Annotated in this window: 23 protein-coding genes; 12 read left to right on the top strand and 11 right to left on the bottom strand. The window is 67.6% G+C overall.

All coding sequences use genetic code 11. The features are described from left to right. Positions 1 to 103 precede the first annotated feature (103 nt). The 3 genes from NFW30_RS17010 to NFW30_RS17000 all read right to left on the bottom strand — a co-directional run bounded on the left by NFW30_RS17010 (position 104) and on the right by NFW30_RS17000 (position 5864). Complete coding sequence (locus NFW30_RS17010; RefSeq protein WP_295358033.1) at positions 104 to 706, bottom strand: PEP-CTERM sorting domain-containing protein; 603 nt, start codon at positions 704 to 706, stop codon at positions 104 to 106. 203 nt (positions 707 to 909) lie between these two features. Continuing rightward, a complete protein-coding gene (locus NFW30_RS17005) occupies positions 910 to 4572 on the bottom strand; it encodes an EAL domain-containing protein (RefSeq protein WP_295358031.1) in 3663 nt (1220 codons plus the stop codon). A 149-nt stretch (positions 4573 to 4721) separates the two neighbouring features. Then, complete coding sequence (locus NFW30_RS17000) at positions 4722 to 5864, bottom strand: ABC transporter substrate-binding protein (RefSeq protein WP_295358029.1); 1143 nt, start codon at positions 5862 to 5864, stop codon at positions 4722 to 4724. 338 nt (positions 5865 to 6202) lie between these two features. Between NFW30_RS17000 and ppk2 the strand changes: the two genes are divergently transcribed. The 3 genes from ppk2 (at position 6203) to fetB (ending at position 8955) form a co-directional block, all read left to right on the top strand. Beyond that, positions 6203 to 7465 (top strand): polyphosphate kinase 2, encoded by a 1263-nt coding sequence (gene ppk2, locus NFW30_RS16995; RefSeq protein WP_295358026.1) that lies wholly within the window; start codon positions 6203 to 6205, stop codon positions 7463 to 7465. A gap of 84 nt (positions 7466 to 7549) precedes the next feature. Beyond that, positions 7550 to 8155, top strand: coding sequence for an ATP-binding cassette domain-containing protein (locus NFW30_RS16990; RefSeq protein ID WP_295358025.1), 606 nt, complete (start codon positions 7550 to 7552; stop codon positions 8153 to 8155). Then, entirely contained in the window at positions 8152 to 8955 is an 804-nt protein-coding gene (fetB, locus tag NFW30_RS16985; protein WP_295358023.1) for an iron export ABC transporter permease subunit FetB, read from the top strand. Before NFW30_RS16990 ends, fetB begins: the two co-directional genes overlap by 4 nt. Before the next feature lie 3 nt (positions 8956 to 8958). On the opposite strand, the gene miaA is transcribed toward fetB, so the two are convergent. Both miaA and mutL read right to left on the bottom strand, forming a co-directional pair. Then, positions 8959 to 9915, bottom strand: a complete 957-nt coding sequence (gene miaA, locus NFW30_RS16980; protein ID WP_295358021.1) for a tRNA (adenosine(37)-N6)-dimethylallyltransferase MiaA — start codon at positions 9913 to 9915, stop codon at positions 8959 to 8961. Next, positions 9912 to 11759 carry a DNA mismatch repair endonuclease MutL gene (mutL, locus tag NFW30_RS16975; protein ID WP_295358020.1) on the bottom strand — a complete coding sequence of 616 codons (1848 nt, stop codon included), beginning with the start codon at positions 11757 to 11759 and terminating at the stop codon, positions 9912 to 9914. The genes miaA and mutL overlap by 4 nt, the downstream gene beginning before the upstream one ends. A 67-nt stretch (positions 11760 to 11826) precedes the next feature. Here mutL and NFW30_RS16970 point away from each other — a divergent pair, with 67 nt between their 5' ends. The 5 genes from NFW30_RS16970 to NFW30_RS16950 all read left to right on the top strand — a co-directional run bounded on the left by NFW30_RS16970 (position 11827) and on the right by NFW30_RS16950 (position 16835). Beyond that, on the top strand, positions 11827 to 12462 hold the full coding sequence (locus NFW30_RS16970; RefSeq protein WP_295358094.1) for a DedA family protein: 636 nt from the start codon (positions 11827 to 11829) through the stop codon (positions 12460 to 12462). A gap of 122 nt (positions 12463 to 12584) precedes the next feature. Continuing rightward, positions 12585 to 13247: a phosphoribosylglycinamide formyltransferase gene (gene purN, locus NFW30_RS16965; RefSeq protein ID WP_295358018.1), complete on the top strand. Its 663-nt coding sequence runs from the start codon at positions 12585 to 12587 to the stop codon at positions 13245 to 13247. After that, positions 13232 to 14263, top strand: a complete 1032-nt coding sequence (locus NFW30_RS16960) for a DUF3108 domain-containing protein (protein WP_295358015.1) — start codon at positions 13232 to 13234, stop codon at positions 14261 to 14263. Before purN ends, NFW30_RS16960 begins: the two co-directional genes overlap by 16 nt. Before the next feature lie 2 nt (positions 14264 to 14265). After that, entirely contained in the window at positions 14266 to 15522 is a 1257-nt protein-coding gene (locus tag NFW30_RS16955; protein WP_295358012.1) for an RsmB/NOP family class I SAM-dependent RNA methyltransferase, read from the top strand. Further along, on the top strand, positions 15519 to 16835 hold the full coding sequence (locus tag NFW30_RS16950) for a mechanosensitive ion channel domain-containing protein (protein ID WP_295358010.1): 1317 nt from the start codon (positions 15519 to 15521) through the stop codon (positions 16833 to 16835). Before NFW30_RS16955 ends, NFW30_RS16950 begins: the two co-directional genes overlap by 4 nt. A 175-nt stretch (positions 16836 to 17010) precedes the next feature. On the opposite strand, the gene NFW30_RS16945 is transcribed toward NFW30_RS16950, so the two are convergent. The 4 genes from NFW30_RS16945 to NFW30_RS16930 form a co-directional block, all read right to left on the bottom strand. Then, complete coding sequence (locus tag NFW30_RS16945; RefSeq protein ID WP_295358007.1) at positions 17011 to 17208, bottom strand: hypothetical protein; 198 nt, start codon at positions 17206 to 17208, stop codon at positions 17011 to 17013. Continuing rightward, a complete protein-coding gene (locus tag NFW30_RS16940) occupies positions 17205 to 17363 on the bottom strand; it encodes a hypothetical protein (RefSeq protein ID WP_295358006.1) in 159 nt (52 codons plus the stop codon). Before NFW30_RS16940 ends, NFW30_RS16945 begins: the two co-directional genes overlap by 4 nt. A gap of 78 nt (positions 17364 to 17441) precedes the next feature. Beyond that, entirely contained in the window at positions 17442 to 18854 is a 1413-nt protein-coding gene (locus NFW30_RS16935) for an ATP-binding protein (protein ID WP_295358003.1), read from the bottom strand. Then, complete coding sequence (locus NFW30_RS16930; protein ID WP_295358001.1) at positions 18841 to 19557, bottom strand: winged helix-turn-helix domain-containing protein; 717 nt, start codon at positions 19555 to 19557, stop codon at positions 18841 to 18843. Before NFW30_RS16930 ends, NFW30_RS16935 begins: the two co-directional genes overlap by 14 nt. A gap of 176 nt (positions 19558 to 19733) precedes the next feature. Here NFW30_RS16930 and NFW30_RS16925 point away from each other — a divergent pair, with 176 nt between their 5' ends. Together NFW30_RS16925 and NFW30_RS16920 are read left to right on the top strand one after the other, a co-directional pair. Continuing rightward, the gene (locus tag NFW30_RS16925; RefSeq protein ID WP_295357998.1) at positions 19734 to 20897 is read left to right on the top strand and encodes a fatty acid desaturase; all 1164 of its coding nucleotides are present in this window, start codon (positions 19734 to 19736) and stop codon (positions 20895 to 20897) included. Positions 20898 to 20900: 3 nt separating this feature from the next. After that, a complete protein-coding gene (locus NFW30_RS16920; RefSeq protein ID WP_295357995.1) occupies positions 20901 to 21398 on the top strand; it encodes a disulfide bond formation protein B in 498 nt (165 codons plus the stop codon). A gap of 176 nt (positions 21399 to 21574) precedes the next feature. Here NFW30_RS16920 and dut read toward each other — a convergent pair whose 3' ends face one another. Both dut and coaBC read right to left on the bottom strand, forming a co-directional pair. Beyond that, entirely contained in the window at positions 21575 to 22036 is a 462-nt protein-coding gene (gene dut, locus NFW30_RS16915) for a dUTP diphosphatase (protein WP_295357993.1), read from the bottom strand. After that, on the bottom strand, positions 22033 to 23229 hold the full coding sequence (gene coaBC / locus NFW30_RS16910) for a bifunctional phosphopantothenoylcysteine decarboxylase/phosphopantothenate--cysteine ligase CoaBC (protein WP_295357990.1): 1197 nt from the start codon (positions 23227 to 23229) through the stop codon (positions 22033 to 22035). The genes dut and coaBC overlap by 4 nt, the downstream gene beginning before the upstream one ends. A 175-nt stretch (positions 23230 to 23404) precedes the next feature. Between coaBC and radC the strand changes: the two genes are divergently transcribed. Further along, on the top strand, positions 23405 to 24082 hold the full coding sequence (gene radC, locus NFW30_RS16905; RefSeq protein ID WP_295357988.1) for a DNA repair protein RadC: 678 nt from the start codon (positions 23405 to 23407) through the stop codon (positions 24080 to 24082). Between the two features lie 85 nt (positions 24083 to 24167). Beyond that, positions 24168 to 24298: 50S ribosomal protein L28 (gene rpmB / locus NFW30_RS16900; protein WP_295372378.1), on the top strand; the 131-nt coding region annotated here is incomplete at its 3' end.

Here is a 24298-nt window from a genome sequence, read left to right as displayed (position 1 = left end):
CGCACGGCTCGTTTAGCACGAGCGCTCCTGGCCGCTCAGGCTGCGGTTGCGCGCCCGCAGGAGCCCGCCAGATGGACGGGCTTCCTCGCGGCAAGCACTTCCCTTACTGCTTCCGCCTGCGGATTGCCGCCAGAGCGGGGAGGCCGAGGCCGAGCAGCGCGAGCGCCCCGGGTTCAGCGACCGCGGCGGTGGCCGATACCTGGAGATTGTCGATCACGGTAGCAGTCGCGCCGGTGGCAGCGAGCGTCACCCGCAGTTCGTCGATCGGCGTGCTGGCCAGGGCCGAACTCGCGAAGGTGAGGTATGAGCTGTCGCTGGCGGTCATGAAGATGTCGATTCCCTGCGACACGCCGCCCAGAAAGCCCTCGAAGCTGATGCCGAAACTCTGATTGAACTGGAAGGCGACGTCCGACCCGTCGAAGGTGAACAGCCCGCCGACGACGTCGTTGCGAACGACACGCAGCACACCGCCACCACAACTACTGCATCCTTCCATGTTGTACGCGTCGCCGTTTCCCTGGGCGTCTCGAAAGAGACCGCCACTGAAGGTGTCGTAGGTGAAGACGCCTTCGCTGGTTGCCGCGACCGGGGTGCCAATCGGACCGGGCCCGAACGTGATGATGCTGGCGTGCGACGCGGTCGATGCCAGCGCAATGCCGGCGCAGGCGAGAGCGAGGATGCCGTGGCGTGTTTTCGTGGAGATCATGGCGGTGCTCCTGGAAGAGAGGTGGAGAAGGAAGGTCAGGGGTTCTGGACGGAGTTCTTCCGGCTGAGGACCTGCAAGCACTTTTCGTGCCATGATGCAATAAACGTTTCGATTCATGGCCTTCAGGCGGTGTCCTTAGGGCTGGATGCGCCGGCTTGTCAAAAATCTCGACAGTCTGCGGCGGCGCCTGCGCGACCGCGGGCTCAGCCGGTCGTTGCCGGCAGCGGGAAGTGAAAGCTGACGAAATCGGCTGCCGGGCACGGCGCACTGAACAGATGGCCCTGCACGACGCGGCAGCCGTGGGCCTGCAGGAAACGCAGCTGTTCGACGGTCTCGACACCCTCGGCGACCGCCTCGATCTTCAGGCTCGTCGCCATGGCGACGACGGCGGCGATGATCGCGGCATCGTTGGCGTCCGTCTGCAGGTCGCGTACGAACGAGCGGTCGATCTTCAGCCGCGAGACGGGAAAACGCTTCAGGTAGGCCAGGCTGGAGTAGCCGGTGCCGAAGTCGTCGATCGCCAGGCGGACGCCGAGATCGGCGAGGCGGCGCAGCAGTGTGCTGGCGCTCACCGGGTCGGCCATCAGCATGCTTTCGGTGAGTTCGATCTCGAGGCTGCTGGCGGCAAGCCGCCAGCTCGCGAGCGTCGCGGCAATCCCCTCGGCGAGGTCGGCCTGCTGCAGTTGCCGCGGCGACAGGTTGAAGCCGATGCGCATGCCGCTGTGGCCGGCATCGTGCCAGGCGCGCAGCTGCCGGCAAGCCTGTTGCAGGACCCAGGCGCCGATCGGGATGATCAAGCCGGTTTCCTCGGCGATGGCGATGAAGCGGCCTGGCGGTACCAGGCCGAGCTGCGGGTGGTGCCAGCGCAGGAGTGCTTCGCAGCCCTCGACGCGACCGTCGCTGCTGTCCACCTGCGGCTGGTAGAAGAGCTCGAATTCGTCGCGCTCGATCGCCCGGCGAAGGTCGTGCTCGATCGACACCCGTTCGCGCAGCGCCTGGTTCATTGCCGCGGTGAAGAACTGGAAGTTGTTCCGCCCGCGTTCCTTGGCGTGATACATCGCCGTGTCGGCGTTGCGCAGCAGGGTGAGGGCATCCTCGCCATCATCGGGGAAGACGCTGATGCCGATGCTCGGCGTCACCTGGAATGGCCGTTCGTCGATCAGTTGCGGAGCCGACACCACGTCGATCAGCCGGCTCGCCAGTTGCGCTGCGCGCGCCACGTCGACCACTCCGGGTACGACGATGACGAACTCGTCGCCGCCCAGCCGCGCGACGGTCTCATGCTCGCCGAGGACGCTGCTGAGGATCTCGGCGACGCGGCTCAGCAGGCGGTCGCCGACGTCGTGGCCGAGGGTGTCGTTGATCAGCTTGAAACGGTCGAGGTCGATGAAGAGCACCGCTGCATGAAGTTGCTCGCGGCGCGAGCGGTCGATCGCATCGCGGATGCGCTCGTCGAGCAGGCGGCGGTTTGGCAGCCGCGTCAGCGCATCGTGGTGGGCGAGGAAGTGGATGTGGTCTTCCGAGCGCTTGCGCTCGGTGATGTCGTAGAAGCTGCCGATGTAGTGCGTGACCGTGCCCTCGCTCCCGGTGACGGCGGTGATCGTCAACCAGGCCGGGAAGATCTCGCCGTTTCGGCGCCGGTTCCAGATCTCGCCACGCCAGGCGCCGCTGCTGCGGATGCAATTCCACATCTCGCGGTAGAAGCCGACCCGCTGCCGACCCGAGGCGAACAGACGTGGCGTGCGACCGATGATCTCCTCGCTGCAGTAGCCACTGATCGTCGACAGTGCCGGGTTGATGGAGATGATGCGTTGCCCGGCATCGGTGATGCAGATCCCCGAACTGCTGGCCGAGAAGACGGTCGCCGCCAACCGCTGCGACTGCTCGGTGCGGTGCCGGTTGACGATGCGCCAGATGTCCTGGCCGAGCAGGCGCGCGGTTTCTATCTCGTTCTCGCCGTAGGCTTCGGCCTTGTTGCCGACGCCGAGCATCATCCGGCCGATGCCCCCCTCGATGACCGGCACGCTGATCAGGCGCTCGAGTCCGGCGCTGGCGGCCAGTGGGCTGGTGGCGAGGACGGCTTGGCGGTCCTGGTAGAGTACCGGCGCCCGCCGCTGCAGCGCTTCCTTCCAGATCCCGGACAGCGTGCCGGCGCACAGTCTCTCGCTGATCGCCGGCAGGCTGTGCGGGGTGGCGCTCGACCACGTGATCTCGGCCGCCGTCTGCTGCTCGTCGGCGAGGAAATAGACGAAGGACATTCGGCTGCCAGTCAGTCTCTCGACCTCGGCGAGGCCGTGCCGGATGAACTCGCTTTCGCTCATCCCTTCGGCGGCCTTGGGCAGATCGAGCATCGCCAGTGCACGGGCTGCCTGGTGCTGGAGCAGCAATACCGCCCGTTGCCGGGCCTCCTCGCTTCGCCTGCGCTCGCTGATGTCGGTGAGGATGCAGTGGGTCCGCGCCCGGCCGTCCGCACCGCGGTGGATGCGCCCGTTGATCAGGACGGTGATGGTGCGCCCGTCCCGGTGACGGAATTCGCAGCCGAGGTCGCTGATGCGGCCGTGGGCGACGAAGGCGGGAAAGACTTCGGCCAGTCGCTCCCTCGACTCGGCGCTGAGGAAATCGCCGAGCGGCCGGCCGACCACCTCGGCGTTGTCGTAGCCGAGCAGGCTGAGCCAGGCGTCGTTGACCGCGGCCAGCCGCAGGCTGTCGACATCGACCGACTGGTAAGCCAGCGGCGCGTCACTGAAGAGGGCGCGGTAGCGCTCCTCGGAGGCGGCGATCGCCGCCTCACGTTCGAGGACGGCGTTCGCCATCCGCCGAAGGTTGTTCGCCAGGCTGACCAGCTCGAGGGCGCGCGACGCTGGCAGGGTGGCACCGTAGTCGCCATCGGCGATCGCCTGCAGGTGCCGGTTGAAGGCGGCGATGCGCCGCACCAGGTGCTCGCCATATACCAGTGCGGCGACGACGGCGAGGGCGAGGGCGATGGCCGATCCGGCGGCAACCCCGATCAGGGCCGTGTGCATCGTCGCGAAGGCCTGTTCTTCCGGCTGCGCCACCAGCGTCAGCCAGCCAGAATTCCCCACCGGCGTCACCGTACCGATGTATTCCCGGCCCGCCAGCGAGAAACACTCGGTCTTGAAGCGGCCGGCCAGGCCAGCCTGGATCAGCGGCAGTTGTGCGAGGTTCTCCTGGCGCGTCGCGGCTGTGGGGTCGGGATGCGCGACCACCTGACCGACACGGTCGACGATGATCGTCAGCAGGCTGCCGCCTTCGCCCAACTCGGCGATGTGCCCCGAGAGACTCTCGAGATCGAGTTCACCGACCAGCGACCACGGCTCGTCGCCGGCTGCACCCACTGGTGGACGCAGGGGCACGCTGACGGCGACGACGATCCGGCCATGCTGCGACAGGTAGCTGTCCGACCAGAGGAAGCTGCCGGCAGGCCTCGCCGTGCGGACGAAAGCGCGCGCCGAAAAGTCGAGTCCGAGCAGTTCGTTACGCTGCCCTCGCCGTGGGCGCGGCAGTCCGACTTCGATCACCCGCCCGCGTGGATCAAGAAGGTGGAGCGCGGCCAGTGGCGGGTGTGCCTGCGCCAGCGTGTCGAGGAGAATGCGGACACTCGCAGTGGAACCGTGGGGACCAGCCTCGATCTCGCTGGCGAGGCGTTCGAGGACCCCTGCCGAATCGTGCAGGAAATCGTCGACCTGCCGCGCGAGCGAGAGGCCCAGTGCGCGATTGCTGCTCTCGACCTGGTCGTTGAGGCGGGGCACGAGGACGACGACGAGGACGGCGACGACCGCGCCGGTGGCGGTGGCGACGACGCTCGCCAACGCCAGCGCCAGCCAGAAACGAAGGGAACGAACCATTCCGGCATGTTAAACCAGCCCGTTGCCGTTCGCCGTCGCTTTTCCGTCAGCAAAGGGCAACGGGCAACGAGGCCAGGTGGGGGTGCCACCAGGCAGCGTTGTGCGCCGAGGTCGGCCGGCAGCCGCGCCGGCATCGCCGGTGTGGCGGTCTACGGCAGCGACTGGAACTCGCCGTCGTGGATCCGTGAAAGGAAGGTGTCGCGCTCGGTATCGCCGTTGGCATCGAAGCGGATCGGCGATTGCGCGCCGACGAACTCGCCATGCGCGAGCAACGCCTGCTTCAGCGTCTGTTGCTTCTGCCTGCTGGCGATGGCATCGAGGGCGACATTGGTGGCGTCGAAAGCGGTCAGTCCGGCGAAACCGGGTTCATGGGCGAAGCGCTCGCGATAGGCCTTGCGAAAGGCGAGGTAGGCGGGGTTGCGGTTCTGCCGATCGACGTACTGTGCCACCACCAATCCTTCGGCCGCCTGGCCGCCGAGTTCGATCAGGCGCTCGGTGGCCGCCCATTCGGCGGTGGCGAGGCGAACCTGGCGGTCACGCAAGCGGATTTGTTGTACCAGCAGGCCGGTATCGACCGAGTTGGCGATGATCACGACCCCGTCAGGTCTGCTCGCAAGGGCACGGGTCGCGACCGTAGACAGCGCGTCGTCAGCGGCAAATCCGACCTCGTCGGCGATCGTGCCGCCGAGCGCGACGAAAGCCCGGCGAAAGTCGCCTGCCCAGCTGTCCGCATACGCCCTGTTGCGCAGATCGCAGACCAGCACGATGCGTCGCAAACCGAGCTGCCGGTAATGGTGGTCGGCCGACTTGAAGACGTGCCGGGCGGTCGGCGCGACGACCCGGAAGAACTGGTCGTCGATGCCGGTGAGCCCGTTGGTCGTGACCGTCGGCGAGATCAGCGGTACCGTCGTGCCGTTGATCTGCGGTACCACGGCCATCGCCATGGCGCTCGTCATCGGGCCGATGATCACCTCGACCGGGCGGGCGAGCAGGCGGGCCACCGCCTGTCTGGCGACCTCGGGATCCTGCTGGTCGTCCTCGGCAATCAGCTCGATCGGCCGGCCGTTGATGCCGCCGCTCTGGTTGCGCTGCTCGACGGCCAGGATGGCGCCGTTGCGGCCGCCGATCCCGAGGTCGGCGACCCGGCCCGAAAGGCCGCCGAGGAAACCGATGCGCACGGGTTCCGGTGGTGCGCAGGATGATGTCGCGAGCACGCAGGCGATGACCAGCAGCAGCTGCCGCCAGCGACTGCCGCCCTTCGCGGTGCAGGTGGTGTGCGATTGCGCGCGCATGGGAAGCTCCGAGTTGCGATCCATCGGGTGGGGCGGCACAGTCTGCGTCTGCCCGGGTCAGCACCGCAGTATAGGCGACGGAGTCACCGTTCGTGGTGCAGACCGGGGGCGGGTATGGCGGTCGCCGGCAGCCGTCGCCCTGGCTGCCGTTTGCATCGGCGAGTGCAACTTTCGCCGCCGTGCTGGCCAGTGACCCGAAAAGTCCGCAAAAGAGTGTTCCGACGGCCGTCAAGCAATTGAACTGCCAGACATGTCGGCGGTATCATCACAACTCACGTCGAGCAGGTATTCGACGCGTTTTCAAGTTGCACGACACACCTTCCACTGGAGAGAGATAGATGGAGAAGAGAACGCCGCCCGTCGCAGATGGCACCGACAGCAGCAAGCCTGCAGGCACCCCGGCAGCCGCGGATGCCGGGTCTGCAGCGGCCAAGCCGGCGGGACGGGTACCACGCGCGCGCGCCAGCGCATCGCCGCGCGCGGCGCAGCCGCGCAAGGTGTCCGCCGGGGACGTCGCGCCGGCGCATTCGGCGAGCGGCATGGAGGCCTACGATGTCGCCGAGGCCGCCAGCTCGGCGATCGAGCAGAAGAAGGTCGCCCTGCAGGACATCATCGCGCATGCCAAGGTCGGTGACACTGCTTCGCTCGCCAAGACGCTGGAAGCGATCATGACCGGGTCGTCGCCCGACGACGCGATTGCGCTGCGCAAGGCACTGCTCGACAAGGAGCAACCGGCAGCGGCGAAGCCGGCGACCAGCCCGGACGACGAACTGGCGAGTGGCTGGCGCGACAACAACTCCTACCCGTACCGCAACCTGATGTCACGCAAGGCGTACGAGAAGCAGAAGTATCGCCTGCAGGTCGAGCTGATCAAGATGCAGAACTGGGTCAAGGAGACCGGCCAGCGCGTCGTGATCATCTTCGAGGGCCGCGACGCGGCGGGCAAGGGTGGCTCGATCAAGCGCTTCACCGAGAACCTCAACCCGCGTGGCGGGCGGGTGATGGCGCTCGAGAAGCCGACGCAGGAGGAGCGTGGACAGTGGTACTTCCAGCGCTATGTGCGCCACCTGCCGACTGCCGGCGAGATCGTCTTCTGCGACCGTTCGTGGTACAACCGCGCCGGGGTCGAGCGCGTCATGGGGTTCTGCAGCAACGAGGAGTACAGCGAGTTCATGCGGCAGACGCCCGAGGTCGAGCGGACTCTCGTGCGCAGCGGCATCCACCTGATCAAGTTCTGGTTCTCGGTCAGCCGCAAGGAGCAGCGCCGGCGCTTCAAGGAGCGCGAGGTGCACCCGCTGAAGCAATGGAAGCTGTCGCCGATCGACCTCGCGTCGCTCGACAAGTGGGACGATTACACGAAGGCCAAGGAGGCGATGTTCTTCCACACCGACACCGCCGAGACGCCGTGGACCGTCGTCAAGTCCGACTGCAAGAAGCGCGCGCGGCTGAACGCGATGCGCTATGTACTGCACAAGCTCAACTACACGGGCAAGGACATCGAGGCGATCGGTCCGATCGACCCGTTGCTGGTCGGCCGGCCGCACGTGGTCTATGAGCCCAGCGGGTCGGCGCCGTCCGTCGATCATCAGCCGATCCTCTGATCGACCCGCCGCAGGACGCGCACGGGGGCGCCGCCGGGCGCCCCTTTTTTGCGGCCTCCTGTGCTTCCGGAGCGAGCTACAGACTTGGCCAGCCTTCGCCTGCAACACTTCGCGACCCACCATGTCGGTCCGCTCGCGGTCTCGGTCGCCGCCGCCGAGTGCGTCTGCGTCGAGGGCGCGTCGGGCAGCGGCAAGACGCTGCTGCTGCGGGCGATCGCCGATCTCGATCCGCACCGTGGTGAAGCCCATTGTGACGACGTCGCCTGTTCGGCGATGCCGGCGCCGGCATGGCGACGCTCGGTGGCGCTGGTGGCGGCCGAGAGCCAGTGGTGGTCGGATCTCGTCGGAGATCATTTCGAACACGGTGTCGACGCCGAATGGCTGGCGCGGCTCGATCTGCCGCCAGCGGCGATGACCTGGCAGGTCGCCCGCTGCTCGACTGGCGAGCGGCAGCGGCTGGCCCTGCTGCGCACGCTGATGCATGCGCCGGCAGTCCTCCTGCTCGACGAGCCGACCGGCAATCTCGACGAGCGGAACACGCGGCGGGTCGAATCGCTGCTCGCCGACTACCGCCTGCAGCGGCAGGCGGCGCTGCTCTGGGTCAGTCACGACAAGGGGCAGATCGGGCGTGTCGCGCAACGCCACTTCGTCCTCGACCAGGGGCAACTGCACGAGTGCGGGCGGCGATGAACGTCGTCTCGCTGTCGCCATTCGATCTCGCTCTGGCCGCATTGCTGATCCTGGCGCTTGCCGGCCTGTCGTGGCGACTGCGCATCGGCAGCGAGCGACAACTGCTGATCTCGGCGGCGCGCAGCACCGTGCAACTGGTCCTCATCGGCCTCGTGCTGAAACTCCTGTTCGCCAACGCGCATCCGCTGTGGGTCGGACTGCTGGCGGTGGTGATGCTGGCGGTCGCCGGACGCGAGGTGATGGTTCGCCAGAAGCGTCGTTTCGTCGGCGGCTGGGGTTTCGCCGTCGGCACCCTGTCGATGTTCGTCTCGTCGTTCGCCGTGACGGTCCTGGCGCTGCTGCTGGTCATCGGCACCGACCCCTGGTACGCCCCGCAGTACGCGATTCCGCTGCTCGGCATGATTCTCGGCAACACGATGAACGGCATTTCGCTCGGGCTCGATCGCCTGACGCAGGACGCGGCGGAGAAGCGGCAGATCATCGAAAGCCGGCTGGCACTGGGGCATGACGCGCGACGGGCGATCGCCGACAGCCGCCGCGAAGCGATCCGTGTCGGCATGATTCCGATCGTCAACGCCATGTCGGCCGCCGGCATCGTCAGCCTGCCGGGAATGATGACCGGCCAGATCCTCGCCGGGACGCCGCCGGTGGAGGCGGTGAAATACCAGATCCTGGTCATGTTCCTGATTGCCGCCGGCACCGGTTTCGGGACGATGGTCGCGGTCGGTTTCGCCGCCCGGCGCCTGTTCGACGAGCGGCAGCGACTGCGGCTCGATCGCCTGCGGCCACCCGGGGCCTGATCCTCAGTCGAGGAACCGGCCGAGAAGGCGCTCGAGCGTGGCGGACACCTGTGGCGCCAGGCAATCGACGATCTGCGGCCGCAGGCTGTTGGCGATCCAGGTGAGCTGTCGCTTCGCAAGCTGGCGGGTGGCGTAGATGCCTCGATCGCGCAGCTCGTTGCGCGCTGCGATGCCGTTCTGGACTTCCCACACCTGCCGGTAGCCGACGCAGCGCATCGACGACAACCCACCGTGCAGCCGGTAGCGGGCGCGCAGCGACTCGACCTCGCCCTCGAGTCCGGCGGCGAGCATGGCAGTGAAACGGTCGGCGATCCGCCGGTGCAGGACGCTGCGCTCGCTCGGCACGAGGCCGATCGACAGCATCCGGTACGGTGGCGGCGCTTGGCCCGTGGCGGCGAGCAGACCGGACAGCGGCTGGCCGCTGAGGCGAAAGACCTCGAGCGCACGCTGGATGCGCTGCGCGTCGCTGGCGTGCAGGCGTGCCGCCGTGCCCGGGTCGACAGCGGCGAGTTCGGCGTGCAGCGCCGGCCAGCCGCGCGCCGCCGCCTCGCGCTCGATGCTCGCACGCGTCGCCGGGTCGGCTGCCGGCAGGTCGGCGAGGCCCTCGCACAGGGCCTTGAAATAGAGCATCGTGCCGCCGACGAGCAGCGGTACGCGGTCCCGCGCAGTGGCTTCGGCCATCGCTGCCAGCGCGTCGACGCGAAAACGCGCGGCCGAGTAGCTCTCCTCGGGGCTGATCAGGTCGATCAGGCGGTGCGGGAACTCGGCGAGGGTCGCCGCGTCGGGCTTGGCGGTGCCGATGTCCATGCCGCGAAAGACCTGCGCCGAGTCGACGCTGATCAGCTCGACCGGGAAGCGGCGGGCGATCGCCATCGCTGCCATCGTCTTGCCGCTGGCCGTCGGCCCGAGCAGCAGGATCGCCGGCGGCAACCGCGTGGCCGGCGTTGCCGGTGAGCTCATCGGCCGCGCAGGAAGTGGCGGTCGAGATCAGCCATGCCGAGCTGCATCCAGGTCGGCCGGCCGTGGTTGCAGTGGTCCGCGCGCTCGGTTTCCTCCATCTGCCGCAGGAGGGCGTTCATCTCGGCGAGCGAAAGCTGGCGGTGGGCGCGGACCGCGCCCTGGCAGGCCATGCTGGCGAGGAGCTGGTTGCGTTGCGCCGTTGCCGGCCGCGTCGTGCCGTGCTCGCGCAGTTCGTGCAGCAGCGAGCGCGCGAGTGCCGTCGGATCGGCGGCGAGGAGCAGCGCGGGGACGCTGCGCACCGCGAGCTGTCGCGGGCCGACCGGCGCCAGATCGAAGCCGAGTCGCTGCAGCGCCGCAGCGTTTTCCTCGGCGGCGGCGACGTCGATCTCGTCGGCGCTGAAGACGGCTGGAATCAGCAGCGCCTGCGATGCCAGGTTCTGTTGCTCGAACGCGTGCTTGAGCTTCTCGTAAAGGATGCGCTCGTGCGCTGCGTGCATATCGACGACCACCAGGCCGGCGGCGTTCTGCGCCAGGATGTAGACGCCGTGCAATTGCGCCAGGGCATATCCGAGCGGCGGCGTTGCGCCATCAACAAGCGGCGGCAACGCTTCGCTCGCCGCCGACGCTGTCGTGGGCATGCGTGCGGCAGCGACGAAAGCCTCGTACGCGCCGCTGCGGGTCGCCTCGCTGACGCCCAGCGAAGCCTGCCACGGCGGGCGACCGCTGCCGCCTGCGAAGGGCTGGTCACGCACGCCAGCCCTTGCCGGCGGCGTCGGCAACGGCGAGGCGATGTCATCCGGTGGCGCGACCGCCATGGCTGCGGCCGCTGCCGTCGCTGCCAGTGGACCAGCGAGACAGCGCTGCACGGCGTGGAAGACGAACTGGTGGATCGCCCGCGAGTCACGAAAGCGGACCTCGGTCTTCTGCGGGTGCACGTTGACGTCGACGGCCGCCGGGTCGAGTTCGAGGAACAGGCAGTAGGCCGGGTAGCGGCTGCCGTGCAGCAGATCCCGGTAGGCTTCGCGCAGCGCGTGTGCGAGCAGCCGGTCGCGTACGAAACGACCATTGACGTAGCAGTACTGGGCGTCGCCGCGCGCGCGCGAGTAGGCCGGCAGGGCACAGTAGCCGGCGAGGCGGAGCGGCCCGGCGGTGGCATCGACGCCGCGCGACTCGGCGAGAAACTCCTCGCCGAGGATCGCGCCGGCGCGCCCGCGCGCATCGCTGCGCGCCAGGTGCAGGCTGACGCGGCCGTTGTGGGCCAGGGTGAACGCCACTTCCGGATGCGCCAGCGCGATGCGCCGCAGGGTTTCGGAGCAATGCGCGAACTCGGTACTCTCGGACTTGAGGAACTTCCGTCGCGCCGGCGTGTTGTAGTAGAGGTCGCGCATTTCGACCACGGTTCCGCTGGCGAGAGCGGCCGGTTCGGGCGTCGCGCCGCTCTCGCCGGCGACTCGCCAGGCATGCGGCTGCGCCGTCCCGTCGCCGCCCTTTGCCCGCGTGGTCAGGGTCACGCGGGCGACGGCAGCGACCGACGCCAGCGCCTCACCGCGGAAGCCCAGCGTGCCGACACGTTCGAGGTCGGCGAGCGAGGAGATCTTCGATGTCGCGTGGCGGACGAGCGCCAGAGGCAGTTCGTCGGCGGCAATGCCGCTGCCGTCGTCACTGACCCGGATCAGCTTGACGCCGCCTTCCTCGAGCTGGACCTGGATCGACGAGCTGCCCGCATCGAGGGCATTCTCGAGCAGTTCCTTGAGCACCGAGGCCGGCCGGTCGACCACCTCGCCAGCGGCGATCTGGCTGATCAGCAGGTCGGGCAGGAGATGGATTCGCGCTGTTTCCGGCATTGCCGGATTATACCGGCGCGGCTTCCGGTAGAATCGCGGCTTGCCGACAGCCCACACTCCCACGCCGATGGAATACCTCGCCAGCTTCATCGACATCATCCTGCACCTCGACAGGCACCTGGCGGTTCTGGTACAGGAGTACGGCCAGTGGATCTACGCCATCCTCTTCGTCATCATCTTCAGCGAGACCGGCTTCGTCGTCACCCCTTTCCTGCCTGGCGACTCGCTGCTCTTCGTTGCCGGCGCCCTTGCGGCACTGGGCGGCATGGACATCGTCGTCCTGCTTGCCGTCCTCGGTGTGGCGGCAGTGCTCGGCAACATGGTGAACTACCAGATTGGCCGTTTCCTCGGGCCGCGGGTGTTCCAGTGGGAACAGTCGCGCTTCTTCAACAAGGCGGCGCTCGAGAAGACGCACGCCTTCTACGAGAAACACGGCGGCAAGACACTGGTCATCTCGCGCTTCCTGCCACTGTTTCGCACCTTTGCGCCCTTCGTCGCCGGCATCGGTGCGATGAGTTATTCCCGCTTCACCTTCTTCAATCTGGTCGGCGGGCTGGGCTGGGTCGGCTCGCTGACGCTGGCGGGTTACTGGTTCGGCAACCTGCCCTGGATTCAGAAGAACCTGTCGCTGGTGATCCTGGCGATCATCGCCATCTCCCTGGTGCCGGTGGTCGTCGGCTGGCTCCAGCATCGGCGGGCCTGAGGCATGTCGCATCGCTGCCCAGCGAGGCCGCCGCCGGTTGCCGTGCGTGCGACCGGCCGTTGCCTCGACCGGTGCTGCGGCCTTCACCGGCGGGGGTTGTCGTTGCCGGCAGGGGAGCGGCAATGACCCGGGTCGTCATCCTCATCTCCGGCCGCGGCAGCAACATGGCTTCGCTGCTGGCGGCCGGCGAGTCCGGCGCGCTGCGGGCGACGGTCGTCGGTGTCATCGCCAACCGTGCCGACGCACAGGGCCTGCTGACGGCCGCGGCGCGTGGCGTCCCGACGCGTGTCGTCGATCATCGCTCGTTTGCCGAGCGCGAGGAGTTCGACTCGGCGCTCGCGGAGGCGATCGAGGTCTTCTCGCCCGACCTCGTCGTTCTCGCCGGATTCATGCGCATTCTCGGCGCCGCCTTCGTGCGTCGCTTCGACGGTCGCCTGATCAATATCCATCCATCGCTGCTGCCCGCCTTCCCCGGTCTGCACACGCATCTCCGGGCGCTGTCGGAGGGGGTGAGGATTCACGGTTGTACGGTGCATTTCGTCACTGCCGATCTCGACCACGGGCCGGTCATCATCCAGGCGGCCGTGCCGGTGCTCGATGGCGACGACGAGGCACTGCTCGCGGCGCGCGTCCTGGCGCAGGAGCACGTCATCTATCCGCAGGCCGTGCGCTGGTTTGCCGAGGGGCGGCTGCGCCTGCAGGCCGGTCGCGTGCTGCTCGAAGCGCCGCCGGCTGGCGCCGGCGTCCTGATAGCACCGCAGCCCGACGCATGCCCGCGCTGCTGATCCTGGCGCTTGCCGCATCGCTTGGTCTGCATACTGTCGTACTGTTCGTGCCGGAGGTCGATCTGTCCTTTCCCGTCGAGCCGCCACCGCTGTCGGCCGAATTGAAGCCGCAGGTCGCGACGCAGCCCGTGCGCGCCACGGCGCCGGCAACGCCGCTCGCCGCGCCGCCACCGCCTGCCCGCAAGAGACGACCGCCGGCAGCGTCGGGCAGGCCGCCGGAGTCGACGCGGCGGGCAACGGCTGATGCGTCACCGGCAGCGCCGGAACCGTCGCCAGAGGCGGCTGCGGCAGAGGGGAATGGCGCAGCCGAGGCGATGGCCGAGCCCGAGGCGATGGAGCCCGATGCCGGCCCGGCACCCGATGCACCGACCCTGGCCGCATCCTCCCTGCCGCGGCGGGGGATCATCCGCTATCGTGTCGATCGCGGCGACCAGGGCTTCCAGATCGGTCACGCGGTGCATTCGTGGCAGGCCGGGGACGGGGTCTACCGCATCACCGCGGTCACCGAGACCAGTGGCCTCATCGGCTTCTTCCGACCGCTGCGGGTGGAGGCCGAAAGCGTTGGCCGGGTGACCGCGGGCGGTTTGCAGCCGGAACGCTTCGTCACGCGCCAATCGGGCCGGGAAAGGAACGAGCAGGCGGACTTCGACTGGCAGCAACTGCAGGTGCGTTTCGCCGATCGGCAGGCGCAGACGCTCAGCCCCGGAGCGCAGGATCTGTTGTCCCTGAATTACCAGCTTGGCCTGCTCGGGGGCCTGGCGACGGGTCAGGAGCTCGCCGTCGTCACTGGCCGGAAACATGCGCGCCATCGACTCGAGGTCCTTCCCGACGAGGAGGTCGAGACACCCGCCGGGCGCTTCAATGGCCTGCACCTGCGGGTTTCCGGCGTCGCGTCGACCGAAGTCTGGCTGGCCCGTGAGCGAGGCTTGTTGCCGGTCAAGATTCGTTATGTAGACCGCAGGGGCAACCTCTACGTGCAGGTGGCCATTGCCATCGAAGTCGGCGAGGAGCCCTGAGCATGCGCGTGACGCCGTCGTTGTTTCAACATGCGCAAACGCTGCTCGCCGAAGTGCTGCGCCTGACGTCCGCCGCCGACCAGGCGGTTGCCGCCTACTTCCGGCAGCATCGCGAACTGGGCCATGACGAGCGCGGCTTCATTGCCGAACTGGTGTTCGCCGTCTTGCGGCGCCAGCGTTCGCTGGCCGCCCGTTGCGCCGACGACCTGAGTTCGCGCCGCCTGCTTCTGGCGGCACTCGCCTGCGTGCAGGGAATGAACCGGCGACAATTGGCGGAGATCCTGAGCGAGTCGGAGAGCAAATGGCTGGCGCAGGCAAAGGCGGTGCGGGTCGAGGATCTGCCGGCGGCCGTGCGCCTCGATCTTCCCGACTGGCTGTACGGCGAGTTGCTTGCCGCTTTCGCCGCCGATGAACTCGAGCGCCTGGCAGCCGCGCTCAATCAGCCGGCGCCGCTCGACCTGCGGGTGAATCCGCTGCGGTGCGGGCGGGATGAGGTGCTGGCGAAGCTGCTTGCGGGCGGTCTGGCAGCCAGTGCTTGCCCGTATTCGCCTCTGGGAATACGCCTGGCGGGCAAGCCGGCGTTGGCGAGGCACCCGTTGTTCGTCGATGGCAGCATCGAGGTGCAGGACGAAGGCAGCCAGTTGCTCGGTTTTCTGCTGCAGCCCCGGCGTGGTCAGATGGTCGCCGACTTCTGCGCCGGCGCCGGCGGCAAGACCCTGCTGCTCGGGGCGCTGATGCGCTCACAGGGCAGGCTCTATGCCTTCGACGTTGCCGACCGCCGGCTGGCGAAGATGAAACCGCGCCTGGCGCGCTCCGGCCTTTCGAACGTCTACCCGGTGCGTATCGAGTCCGAGCGCGACCCGCGCGTCGGACGGCTGGCGGGCAAGCTCGATCGCGTCCTCGTCGACGCGCCGTGCTCGGGTCTTGGCACGCTGCGGCGGAATCCCGACCTCAAGTGGCGACAGAGTCCGGCGAGTGTCGGCGAACTGGCGGTGAAGCAGGCGGCGATCCTCGTCGCCGCCGCCAACCTGGTGAAGCCGGGCGGAAGGCTGGTGTACGCTACCTGCAGCCTGCTCGCGGCGGAGAACGAGCGCGTCGTCGATGCTTTTCTGGCGCAGAACCCGCAGTTCGTCGTCCGTCCGGCAGCGCAGATCCTCCAGCAGCAGGAGATTCCGCTGGATACCGGCGAGCGACTGCGACTGCTGCCGCATCGGCACGCAACCGACGGATTTTTTGCGACAGTACTGGAGAGGCGATGAACGAGAAGGAGATGTTTGCCCTGTTGCTTGAACTCTGGCGCGATCTGCGCAATCCGGGCTTTCTCTGGCAGGTGTTTGCCGTCGCGATCAGCCTGCTCGCCGCCTGGGGCGCGACGCGCACCTGGCAGCGGCATGCGGCCACCGTCGCGGCGGAGCCCTATGGCGCCCTGCGCGCCTTCGGCAGCGGCAGTCTGAAGCGTGTTTCCTTCCCGCTCCTGGCGCTGTTGCTGGTCGTCGTCGTCCGGCGCGCCTTCCGCTACTGGCATCTCGGGCCGGTCAGCCTGCTCGACCTGGCGGTGCCCTTGCTGTTGTCGATGGCGCTCGTGCGGGCAGCGGTCTATCTGCTGCGTCACGCCTTTTCACCGAGTGGCTGGTTGGCGACTTCCGAGCGCTGGATCGCGACCGTCGTCTGGCTTGGTTTCGCCCTGCACCTGACAGGCCTCGCCGTCCCGCTGATCGACCTCCTGCAGCAGGTGAGCTTCACTGCCGGCAGGCAGACCCTCGACCTGTGGACGCTGCTCAGCGGGCTGGTGACGGTAGTGGTGACGGTGCTGCTGGCATTGTGGCTGTCGGGCGAGATCGAGGCTCGGTTGCTGGCGAAGGAAACGATGGACTCGAGCATCCGGGTCGTCATCAGCCGCCTGGTCAAGGCCGTCCTGTCGGTGATCGCCCTCCTGCTCGGGCTGTCGATCGTCGGCATCGACATCACCGCGCTGTCGGTCTTCAGCGGCGCGCTCGCCGTCGGCCTCGGCCTCGGTCTGCAGAAGATCGCCAGCAACTACGTCAGCGGTTTCATCATCCTGCTCGACAAGTCGATTCGTCTCGGTCACCTGGTGGCGCTCGATCCGACGACCGCGGGCGTCGTGACCAAGATCACCTCGCGCTACACGGTCCTGCGGATGCTCACCGGAACCGAGGTGATCGTCCCGAACGAGTACCTGGTCTCCAATGTCATCCGCAACGAGTCCTACAGCGACTCGCAGCTGCGCGTCGTCGTTTCGCTGCAGGTGAGCTATGGCACGGACCTGGAGCTGGCGATGCGGCTGATGGGCGAGGCGGCAAGGACGCAGCCGCGGGTGTTGGCGGAACCGGCGCCAGTGGTGTTGCTGACCAACTTCGCCGACAGTGGCATCAATCTCGAGTTGGGCTTCTGGATCGGCGATCCGCAACAGGGTAGCGGAGCCGTTCGCTCGGCGATCAACGTGGCGATCTGGCGCTCGTTTCGCGAGAACGGCATCGAGATTCCCTTCCCGCAGCGTGAAGTGCGGCTGATTGGCAGTCTGCCGGCGGTGGCCGCACCGACAGCGGGCTGAGGACTTGTCGCCAGCGCCGGGGCAGCGGCCGCGGAAAAAAAAGCCCCGCGCCAGCGTGGCGCGGGGCGGAAGTCCGTCATTCGGACGGGCGGAAGGGAGGGTCAACCAGACACAGCAGAAACACTCGGACTACAGTTGCACGACACAGACTACAGCGCTGCACAGCGCATGGGATTCAGCGTCGTTTGCCGCGAATCCTCGTTCGCCAGCAGCGGACGGCGTACCACGCGAGCGAGCCGACGGCAGCGGCCAGCGCCGCCTGGAGCAGGTTCATCTCGCCAGCACTGAGCAGATCCCAGGCGACGATGCCGACGAAAAGCCCCACTCCTTCGCTGATGGGGAATCGTTCGGACGGCACCGCCAGTGAACTCATGCGCAGTTGTGACCACGATGCTCGGCGCGGCCACAATGGACCGCTGCATCGTCCTCGCGAGCCTCGGGCGACGCACCGGGAGCCGCCTCGCCGGAGAACAGGTGCTGCCGCGTCGCGGCAAGGAATCGCTCGCAATTGATTTTGAACTCGCTCATCTCGTCTCCTGGGTCATTGCTTCATCGACAGGGACGGATGATAGTCGGCCGACGGCTTGCCGGTCTGCAGCGATTGCGTCAGCTTTCCGTGACGTTCTGTGACAGTGGCCAGTTCAGCGTCAGACGGGCGCCGCCAAGTGGGGAGTCGCCGGCGCTGGCGCGGCCGTTGTGCTGCTCCAGGACCAGGCGGGCGATCGCCAGACCAAGGCCGTAGCCACCGGTCGAGCGGTCGCGCGAACGGTCGAGGCGGGTGAAGGCGGAGAAGACGCGGTCGCGCTCCTCGACCGGGATGCCGATGCCGTCGTCGTCGACATGCACCCGGATCTCGCCATCGGCCACCTCGGCACTGACACGGACCTGGGCCCGGGCGTAGCGGATCGCGTTGCGCAGCAGGTTGCCGATGGCGTAGGGCATGCTCCTGCGATCGAGTTCGACGTGCAGCAGGGGCGGCAGCGTGGCGCTGTCCACCTGCAGGTCGAGCTTGCGCGCGAGGACACGGACGGCCTCCACCTGTTCCTCGAGCCAGGGAGCAAACTCGACCTCGGTCAGCTGCAGTTCGGGCTGCTCACGTTCGAAACGCGCATAGGTCAGGCTTGAGTCGATCAATCCGTCCAGTTCATCGAGGTCACCTTCCATGGCTCCGGCCATGCGTTCGCGTTCAGCCCGCTCGTCGGTGGCGGCGAGCATCTCGAGCGCGAAGCGCAGGCGCGCGATCGGTGTCCGCAGTTCGTGCGAGATCGCGCTCGACAGCTCCTTCTGCGTGGCGATCAGACGCTGGATGCGCTCGGCCATGCCATTCAGGGTTTCGGCCAGTGGCCTGAAGGCGCTGCTGCGCATCGCCGGTGCGCGCGCAACGAAGAATCCCTCGCCGAGTGAACGCGCGGTCTGGCGCATCGCTTCCAGATCCCGCCAGACGGGATGGACCCACAGCCAGACGACGATCGCCAGGCAGACGCCGATCAGGCTCCAGGTCAGCAGGCTGATGCGCAGGTCGAGCGGCATGCCGCGCTGGTACTCCGGATTCCGCTCCGGGGAGATCGGTCCGACGACGAGTATCTGCGGCGTCTGTTTCAGGCGGTGATAGATGATGTCCCCCTGGGCGTCGATCGCCAGCTCGCCGCTGTCGAGCTTTTCCGCCTCTTTCGGGGGCAGCATCAGCGTCCAGCGGTCGACGATGTCGAGGCGATAGGCGAACTTCTGATCGAGAGCCTTGATCGTCCGCATCCATTCCGAGCGTGGCCGGCGGAACAACTCCTCCTCGATCAGCAACACCGTGCCGCGCATGAAGCGGCTGGTGTAGTCGTCGGTGATTCCCTTCACTGCGGTCGAGATGACGAAGTCGGCAAAGATCGCAATGGCGACGAAGGAGCCCATGACCAGCAGGTAGAAGTTGAAGAACAGCCGGGACAGGCTGTAGCGGCCGCGCCAGGGTTCCGGCTTGTAGGTTCCGAGGATGGCGAGCAGCCTGTTGTTGCCGCTATTGCCAGTCATGCTTGCTGAAGAGGTAGCCCTTGCCGCGCACTGTCTTGATTCGCGTCGGGTTTTCCGGATCGTCGCCAAGCTTGCGGCGCAGGCGGGAGATGCGCGCGTCGATCGAGCGGTCGAGGCCGTCGAAACCGATGCCGCGCAGTTCCTGCAACAGGTCATCGCGCGACAGGATGCTGCCGGCGTGGCGTGCGAGCAGCCAGAGCAGGTCGAACTCGGCGGTCGTCAGGTCGATCCGGTCGTCGCCGAGCGAGGTGCTGCGCGTCGCCTGGCTGATGCGAAAGCGGCCGAAAGTCAGCTCGATCGGTGCACCGGCATCGCTCCCCTCGCCGCTGGCCGGCGTTGCCGGCGCGCGCCGCAGCAGCGCCTTGATGCGCGCGAGCAGCAGGCGTGGCTGGACCGGCTTGGCGATGTAGTCGTCGGCGCCGAGTTCGAGACCGAGGATCTGGTCGAAGTCCTCATCACGGGCGGTGAGCATCAGGATCACGCCGGCGTAGTGCGCGCGCACCGCCCTGCAGACCTCGAAACCGTCCTTCCCCGGCAGCATCACGTCCAGAATCACCAGATCGGGACGCTCGTCGAGGATGCGCGTCTCGGCGCGCGTACCTTGCGGCTCGATCGAGACCTCGAAGTCGTTCTTGCGCAGGTATTCGGCGGTGAGGTCGGCGAGGCGCGCATCATCCTCGACGAGCAGGATTCGTGTCTTCATGGCTCAATGATAACGGCTTGTGCGCGTGTGAGAAACGTCTGCCACGCGAAGCACCGCTGCGCGGTGGCCGGCCGGACTCTGCGACCAGGACCGGGGCCGCGTCGTCACCGGCGTTTGGTGATGGCGCGCGATTGCCTTAGAATCGCCGGCTGCCCAACTTCTCCGGAATTTGCCGCATGTACGCTGGAATGGTCGATTGGCCCTGGTGGGGCTACGTTCTGATGACCCTCGTCCTGACCCACGTCACGATCGTTGCCGTGACGGTCTTCCTGCATCGGCAGCAGGCGCATCGTGCGCTCGAGTTGCACCCCCTGGTGGCCCATTTCTTCCGGCTCTGGTTATGGCTGACCACCGGCATGGTGACGAAGGAGTGGGCGGCGGTTCACCGCAAGCATCACGCCCGCTGCGAGACGGTCGATGATCCGCACAGCCCGCGGGTGCATGGCATCCACCGCGTACTGTGGAGCGGCGTCTTCCTCTATGTCCGGGAGGCCAGGAAGCCCGATACGTTGCAGCGTTACGGTCACGGCACACCGGATGACTGGCTCGAGCGGCATCTGTATACCCCGTGGCACAAACTGGGCGTCGCCATCATGCTGGCGCTCGATGTGCTGATCTTCGGCGTCGCTGCCGGGTCGCTGATCTGGCTGGTCCAGATGGCCTGGATTCCCTTCTGGGCGGCCGGCGTCATCAACGGCCTCGGGCATTTCTGGGGCTACCGCAACTTCAGCCCGGCCGACGCAAGTACGAACATCAGCCCCTGGGGCATCCTGATCGGCGGCGAGGAACTGCACAACAACCATCACACCTTCCCCACCTCGGCCCGATTGTCGATCCGGTGGTACGAGTTCGATGTCGGATGGCTCTACATCCGCATGCTGGCGGCGCTTCGCCTGGCACGGATCAAGCGGGTCGCCCCCAGGCCGCGCCTGGGAGGGCTGCGGCCGGTGGTCGACGCCAATACCCTGCAGGCGGTGATTGCCAACCGCTACGACCTGCTGGCCCAGTATGCCCGCTCGCTGAAGCAGGTGTATCGCGAGGAACTTGCCCGACTGCAGCACGGCAAGCGCTTCCGCGGCCTGAAGCGGTGGCTCGCCGCCGATTCGCGGACGATCCCGCAGGAAGCTCGCGGCAGGCTCGAAATGATGCTGGACGAAAGTCGAGCGCTGCAGACCGCATACGCCATGCGCGATGAACTGATCGCGCTCTGGGAGCGGTCGAACGCCTCCGGCGAGTCTCTCCTCAGGGCGCTGCAGGACTGGTGTGAGCGGGCCGAGAACTCGGGGGTGCGGCAGTTGCGGGAACTGTCGCTGCGCCTGCGCAGCTATGTCCTGGTCTGAGCGGTGATACCGCTTGCCGGGCGGTCGCCGCGCACGATCCTGCTCCTGCTGGCCACGGCGGCAATCGGTCTGACGCTGGCCGGCTGGGCGATCGGCGAGATCATGCGCCTGCAGCCCTGCCCGCTGTGCATCTTCCAGCGCCTGCTCTTCCTGGCGATCGCCCTGCTCGCGCTGATCGGCGCATTGTTGCCCGCTGCCACCCGCGTGTCGAGCATCCTGTTGGCCGTGGTGGCGGCCGGCGGCGTGACGACCGCAGCTTATCAGAGCTGGCTGCAATACCTGCCGCAGGAGGGGATGGAGTGCGGTTTCGGCGAGCCGACGCTGATCGAGCGGATCGTCGACTGGTTTGGTGCGCTGTGGCCACAGATGTTTCTCGCCACCGGTTTCTGCTCGAGCAAGGACTGGATCCTGCTCGGCCTGTCCATGGCCAACTGGTCGGGGCTTTGCTTCATCGGCTTCCTCGCCGCCGCTGCCGTGATGCTGCGACCGCGCAGCGACTGACGGTGCTCATGCGCCCGGCGGCGTAGCGGCGGCAGGGGTCGTGAATCAATCCACGGCGCGACCGATCGGCGGCGTTGCCCAGTCGCTCACTCCGCGCCGGTTCACCTGATCCGTCTCGTCGTTCACTCGCTGGCGCCTTGCACCCGGCCTGCTCGCGACGATTGCTGCACGACCTGTCAGCCGTGCCCGGTGCTGCCGAAACCGCCATCGCCACGGGCGCTGGCGGCGAAGTCGTCGACGATGTTGAACGACATCTGCAGTACCGGTACCACCACCAGTTGCGCCAGTCGGTCGAGCGGTCGCAGCGTGAAGGGTTCATGCCCGCGGTTCCAGGTCGACACCATGATCTCGCCCTGGTAGTCGGAGTCGATCAGGCCGACCAGATTGCCGAGCACGATGCCATGCCGGTGGCCAAGGCCGGAGCGCGGCAGGATCATCGCTGCCAGTCCGGGATCAGCCAGGTGGATCGCGATGCCGGTCGGGATCAGGCGCGTCTCGCCGGGTGCGATGACGAGCGGCTGCTCGATGCAGGCGCGCAGGTCGAGTCCGGCCGAACCGGGTGTCGCGTAGTGCGGCGGCTGCTCGCGCAGGCGCGCGTCGAGCAGCTTGATGTCGATCTGCAGGCTGCGCCCGTTCATCCGCGTCTCGCCAGCAGGCCGGCGATGTGCGCCACCAGTTGCCGGGCGAGGACGATCTTGGATGCCGGCGCCAGGGGGTGCTGCCCGTCATCGTCGAAGAGGACCAGCCGGTTGTCGTCACCACCAAAGCCGTCCTGGATGAGGTTGCCGACGATCAGTGGAATGCCCTTGCTGCGCCGCTTCTGCTCGGCGTAGGCGGCGAGGTTCTCGCTCTCGGCGGCGAAGCCGACGCACAGCGGTGGCGCGGCCAGGGCGGCGACGTCGGCGAGGATGTCCGGATTCAGCACCAGCTCGATCGCCGGTGGCATCGCTTGCGCGCCCTTCTTGATCTTCTGCGCGATGGTCCGCGCCGGCCGGTAGTCCGCCACCGCGGCAACGGCGATGAAGACCTCGTGCCGGGCGACCCGCGCCATCACCTCGGCGTGCATGTCGAGCGCACTGGTGACGTCGATGCGGTTGACGCCGGCCGGGCAGGGCAGGTGGACCGGGCCCGAGACCAGGGTCACCCGCGCACCCGCCTCGTGCGCCGCGCGCGCGATGGCGTAGCCCATCCTGCCGCTCGACAGGTTGGTGATGCCGCGTACGGGATCGATCGCCTCGAATGTCGGGCCGGCCGTCAGGAGGACGTTGACGTTCGCCAGCAGGCGCGGCTGGAAGTGAGCGACCAGTCCGTCGCGGATCTCCGCCGCTTCGAGCATCCGGCCGGGGCCGCTTTCGCCGCATGCCTGATCTCCATGGTCGGGACCGAGGATGCTGACGCCGTCGGCGCGCAGCGTCGCCACGTTGCGCGCCGTCGCCGGGTTTTCCCACATCTGCCGGTTCATCGCCGGAGCCAGCAGCAGCGGGCAGTCGCGGGCGAGGACCAGCGTCGTCAGCAGGTCGTCGGCGAGGCCGTTCGCCACCTTGGCGATGAAATCGGCCGATGCCGGTGCGACGAGCACGGCGTCGGCGGCACGCGACAGGTCGATGTGCGCCATGTTGTTCGCCACCCGCGGGTCCCACTGGTCGCTGAACACCGGCTGCCCGGACAGCGCCTGGAAGGTGACCGGCGTGACGAAGCGGGTGGCGGCTTCACTCATCACCACCTGCACCGCAGCGCCCTCGCGGCCCAGCAGGCGGAGCAGTTCGGCCGCCTTGTAGGCGGCGATGCCGCCAGTAACCCCGAGAAGGATGCGTTTCCCAGCCAGTTCCATGCGCAAAGTCCATCCACCCGTTGAACATCCCAGGCGGCACATTCTACTGGAGATGCGGCGGTGACGGCGGCAGCCGTCACGGCAGCCGCCGTCCTGCCGGGGGCGCGACTGCTTCTGCAGCATCGCCGACATCGCTACAATGAAGGCCCGGGAAGCTGCAGGGGAGAGGGTGGAGATGGCGATCACCGACTGGCCGGTGGACGAGCGGCCGCGCGAGCGTCTGCTCGCGCGTGGCGCGGCGTCGCTCTCCGATGCCGAGCTGCTGGCGATCTTCCTGCGTGTGGGCAGCAGGGGCACGAGCGCCGTCGACCTGGCGCGCGACCTGATCCGTCGTTTCGGCAGCCTCAACAGCCTGTTCGCCGCCGGGCGCAACGAGTTCTCCGAGGTGCCCGGGATGGGCCCGGCGAAATATGCCCAGTTGCAGGCAGTCCTCGAGATGGCGCGGCGGGCGCTGGCCGAGGAAATGAAACAGCGCAGCACCTTTGCCTCGCCCGGCGCCGTGCGCGATTACCTGCGACTCCATCTGGCCGGCCTCGAGCATGAGGTCTTCGTCGCCCTCTGGCTGGACGCACAGAACCGCCTGATCGCTGCTGAGGAACTGTTCCGCGGTACCCTGACGCAGACCAGCGTCTATCCGCGCGAGGTCGTCAAGCGGGCGCTGTGGCACAATGCGGCGGCAGTGGTCCTCGCGCACAATCACCCGTCGGGGGTCGCCGAACCGTCGCGTGCCGACGAGTTGTTGACCAGCGAACTGAAGCAGGTCCTGGCGCTGGTCGAGGTGCGGGTGCTCGATCACTTCATCGTCGCGGCACAGGCCGCGCCGCTGTCCTTTGCCGAACGCGGGCTCCTCTAGCGGCGCGGTGGAAATCGCTTGAAAACAACTGCCTGCATCGGCTAGAATCGCGGGCTTTCTTCCTGAATCAATTGGAGCAACGATCATGGCGCGTGTTTGCCAGGTGACGGGCAAGAGCCCAATGGCGGGGAACAACGTTTCCCATGCCAACAATAGAACGAAGCGCCGCTTCCTGCCGAATCTGCAGTATCGCCGCTTCTGGATCGAGAGCGAGAA

Origin of the sequence: Accumulibacter sp. (assembly GCF_023806635.1) — a bacterium.
Taxonomy (GTDB): domain Bacteria; phylum Pseudomonadota; class Gammaproteobacteria; order Burkholderiales; family Rhodocyclaceae; genus Accumulibacter.
The sequence above is the reverse complement of the archived record's forward strand: the minus strand, read 5'-3'. Positions and strand labels throughout refer to the sequence as shown.

Bases quoted from the DNA above. Each gene is read 5' to 3' on its own strand.
- NFW30_RS17000 (WP_295358029.1), bottom strand. From the start codon at position 5,864: ATGCGCGCGCAATCGCACACCACCTGCACCGCGAAGGGCGGCAGTCGC.
- NFW30_RS16940 (WP_295358006.1), bottom strand. From the start codon at position 17,363: ATGAGCGAGTTCAAAATCAATTGCGAGCGATTCCTTGCCGCGACGCGG.
- NFW30_RS17005 (WP_295358031.1), bottom strand. From the start codon at position 4,572: ATGGTTCGTTCCCTTCGTTTCTGGCTGGCGCTGGCGTTGGCGAGCGTC.
- purN (WP_295358018.1), top strand. From the start codon at position 12,585: ATGACCCGGGTCGTCATCCTCATCTCCGGCCGCGGCAGCAACATGGCT.
- dut (WP_295357993.1), bottom strand. From the start codon at position 22,036: ATGAACGGGCGCAGCCTGCAGATCGACATCAAGCTGCTCGACGCGCGC.
- NFW30_RS16930 (WP_295358001.1), bottom strand. From the start codon at position 19,557: ATGAAGACACGAATCCTGCTCGTCGAGGATGATGCGCGCCTCGCCGAC.
- miaA (WP_295358021.1), bottom strand. From the start codon at position 9,915: ATGAGCTCACCGGCAACGCCGGCCACGCGGTTGCCGCCGGCGATCCTG.
- radC (WP_295357988.1), top strand. From the start codon at position 23,405: ATGGCGATCACCGACTGGCCGGTGGACGAGCGGCCGCGCGAGCGTCTG.
- NFW30_RS16955 (WP_295358012.1), top strand. From the start codon at position 14,266: ATGCGCGTGACGCCGTCGTTGTTTCAACATGCGCAAACGCTGCTCGCC.
- NFW30_RS16925 (WP_295357998.1), top strand. From the start codon at position 19,734: ATGTACGCTGGAATGGTCGATTGGCCCTGGTGGGGCTACGTTCTGATG.
- NFW30_RS16950 (WP_295358010.1), top strand. From the start codon at position 15,519: ATGAACGAGAAGGAGATGTTTGCCCTGTTGCTTGAACTCTGGCGCGAT.
- ppk2 (WP_295358026.1), top strand. From the start codon at position 6,203: ATGGAGAAGAGAACGCCGCCCGTCGCAGATGGCACCGACAGCAGCAAG.
- coaBC (WP_295357990.1), bottom strand. From the start codon at position 23,229: ATGGAACTGGCTGGGAAACGCATCCTTCTCGGGGTTACTGGCGGCATC.
- mutL (WP_295358020.1), bottom strand. From the start codon at position 11,759: ATGCCGGAAACAGCGCGAATCCATCTCCTGCCCGACCTGCTGATCAGC.
- NFW30_RS16960 (WP_295358015.1), top strand. From the start codon at position 13,232: ATGCCCGCGCTGCTGATCCTGGCGCTTGCCGCATCGCTTGGTCTGCAT.
- NFW30_RS16970 (WP_295358094.1), top strand. From the start codon at position 11,827: ATGGAATACCTCGCCAGCTTCATCGACATCATCCTGCACCTCGACAGG.
- NFW30_RS16945 (WP_295358007.1), bottom strand. From the start codon at position 17,208: ATGAGTTCACTGGCGGTGCCGTCCGAACGATTCCCCATCAGCGAAGGA.
- NFW30_RS16935 (WP_295358003.1), bottom strand. From the start codon at position 18,854: ATGACTGGCAATAGCGGCAACAACAGGCTGCTCGCCATCCTCGGAACC.
- NFW30_RS17010 (WP_295358033.1), bottom strand. From the start codon at position 706: ATGATCTCCACGAAAACACGCCACGGCATCCTCGCTCTCGCCTGCGCC.
- fetB (WP_295358023.1), top strand. From the start codon at position 8,152: ATGAACGTCGTCTCGCTGTCGCCATTCGATCTCGCTCTGGCCGCATTG.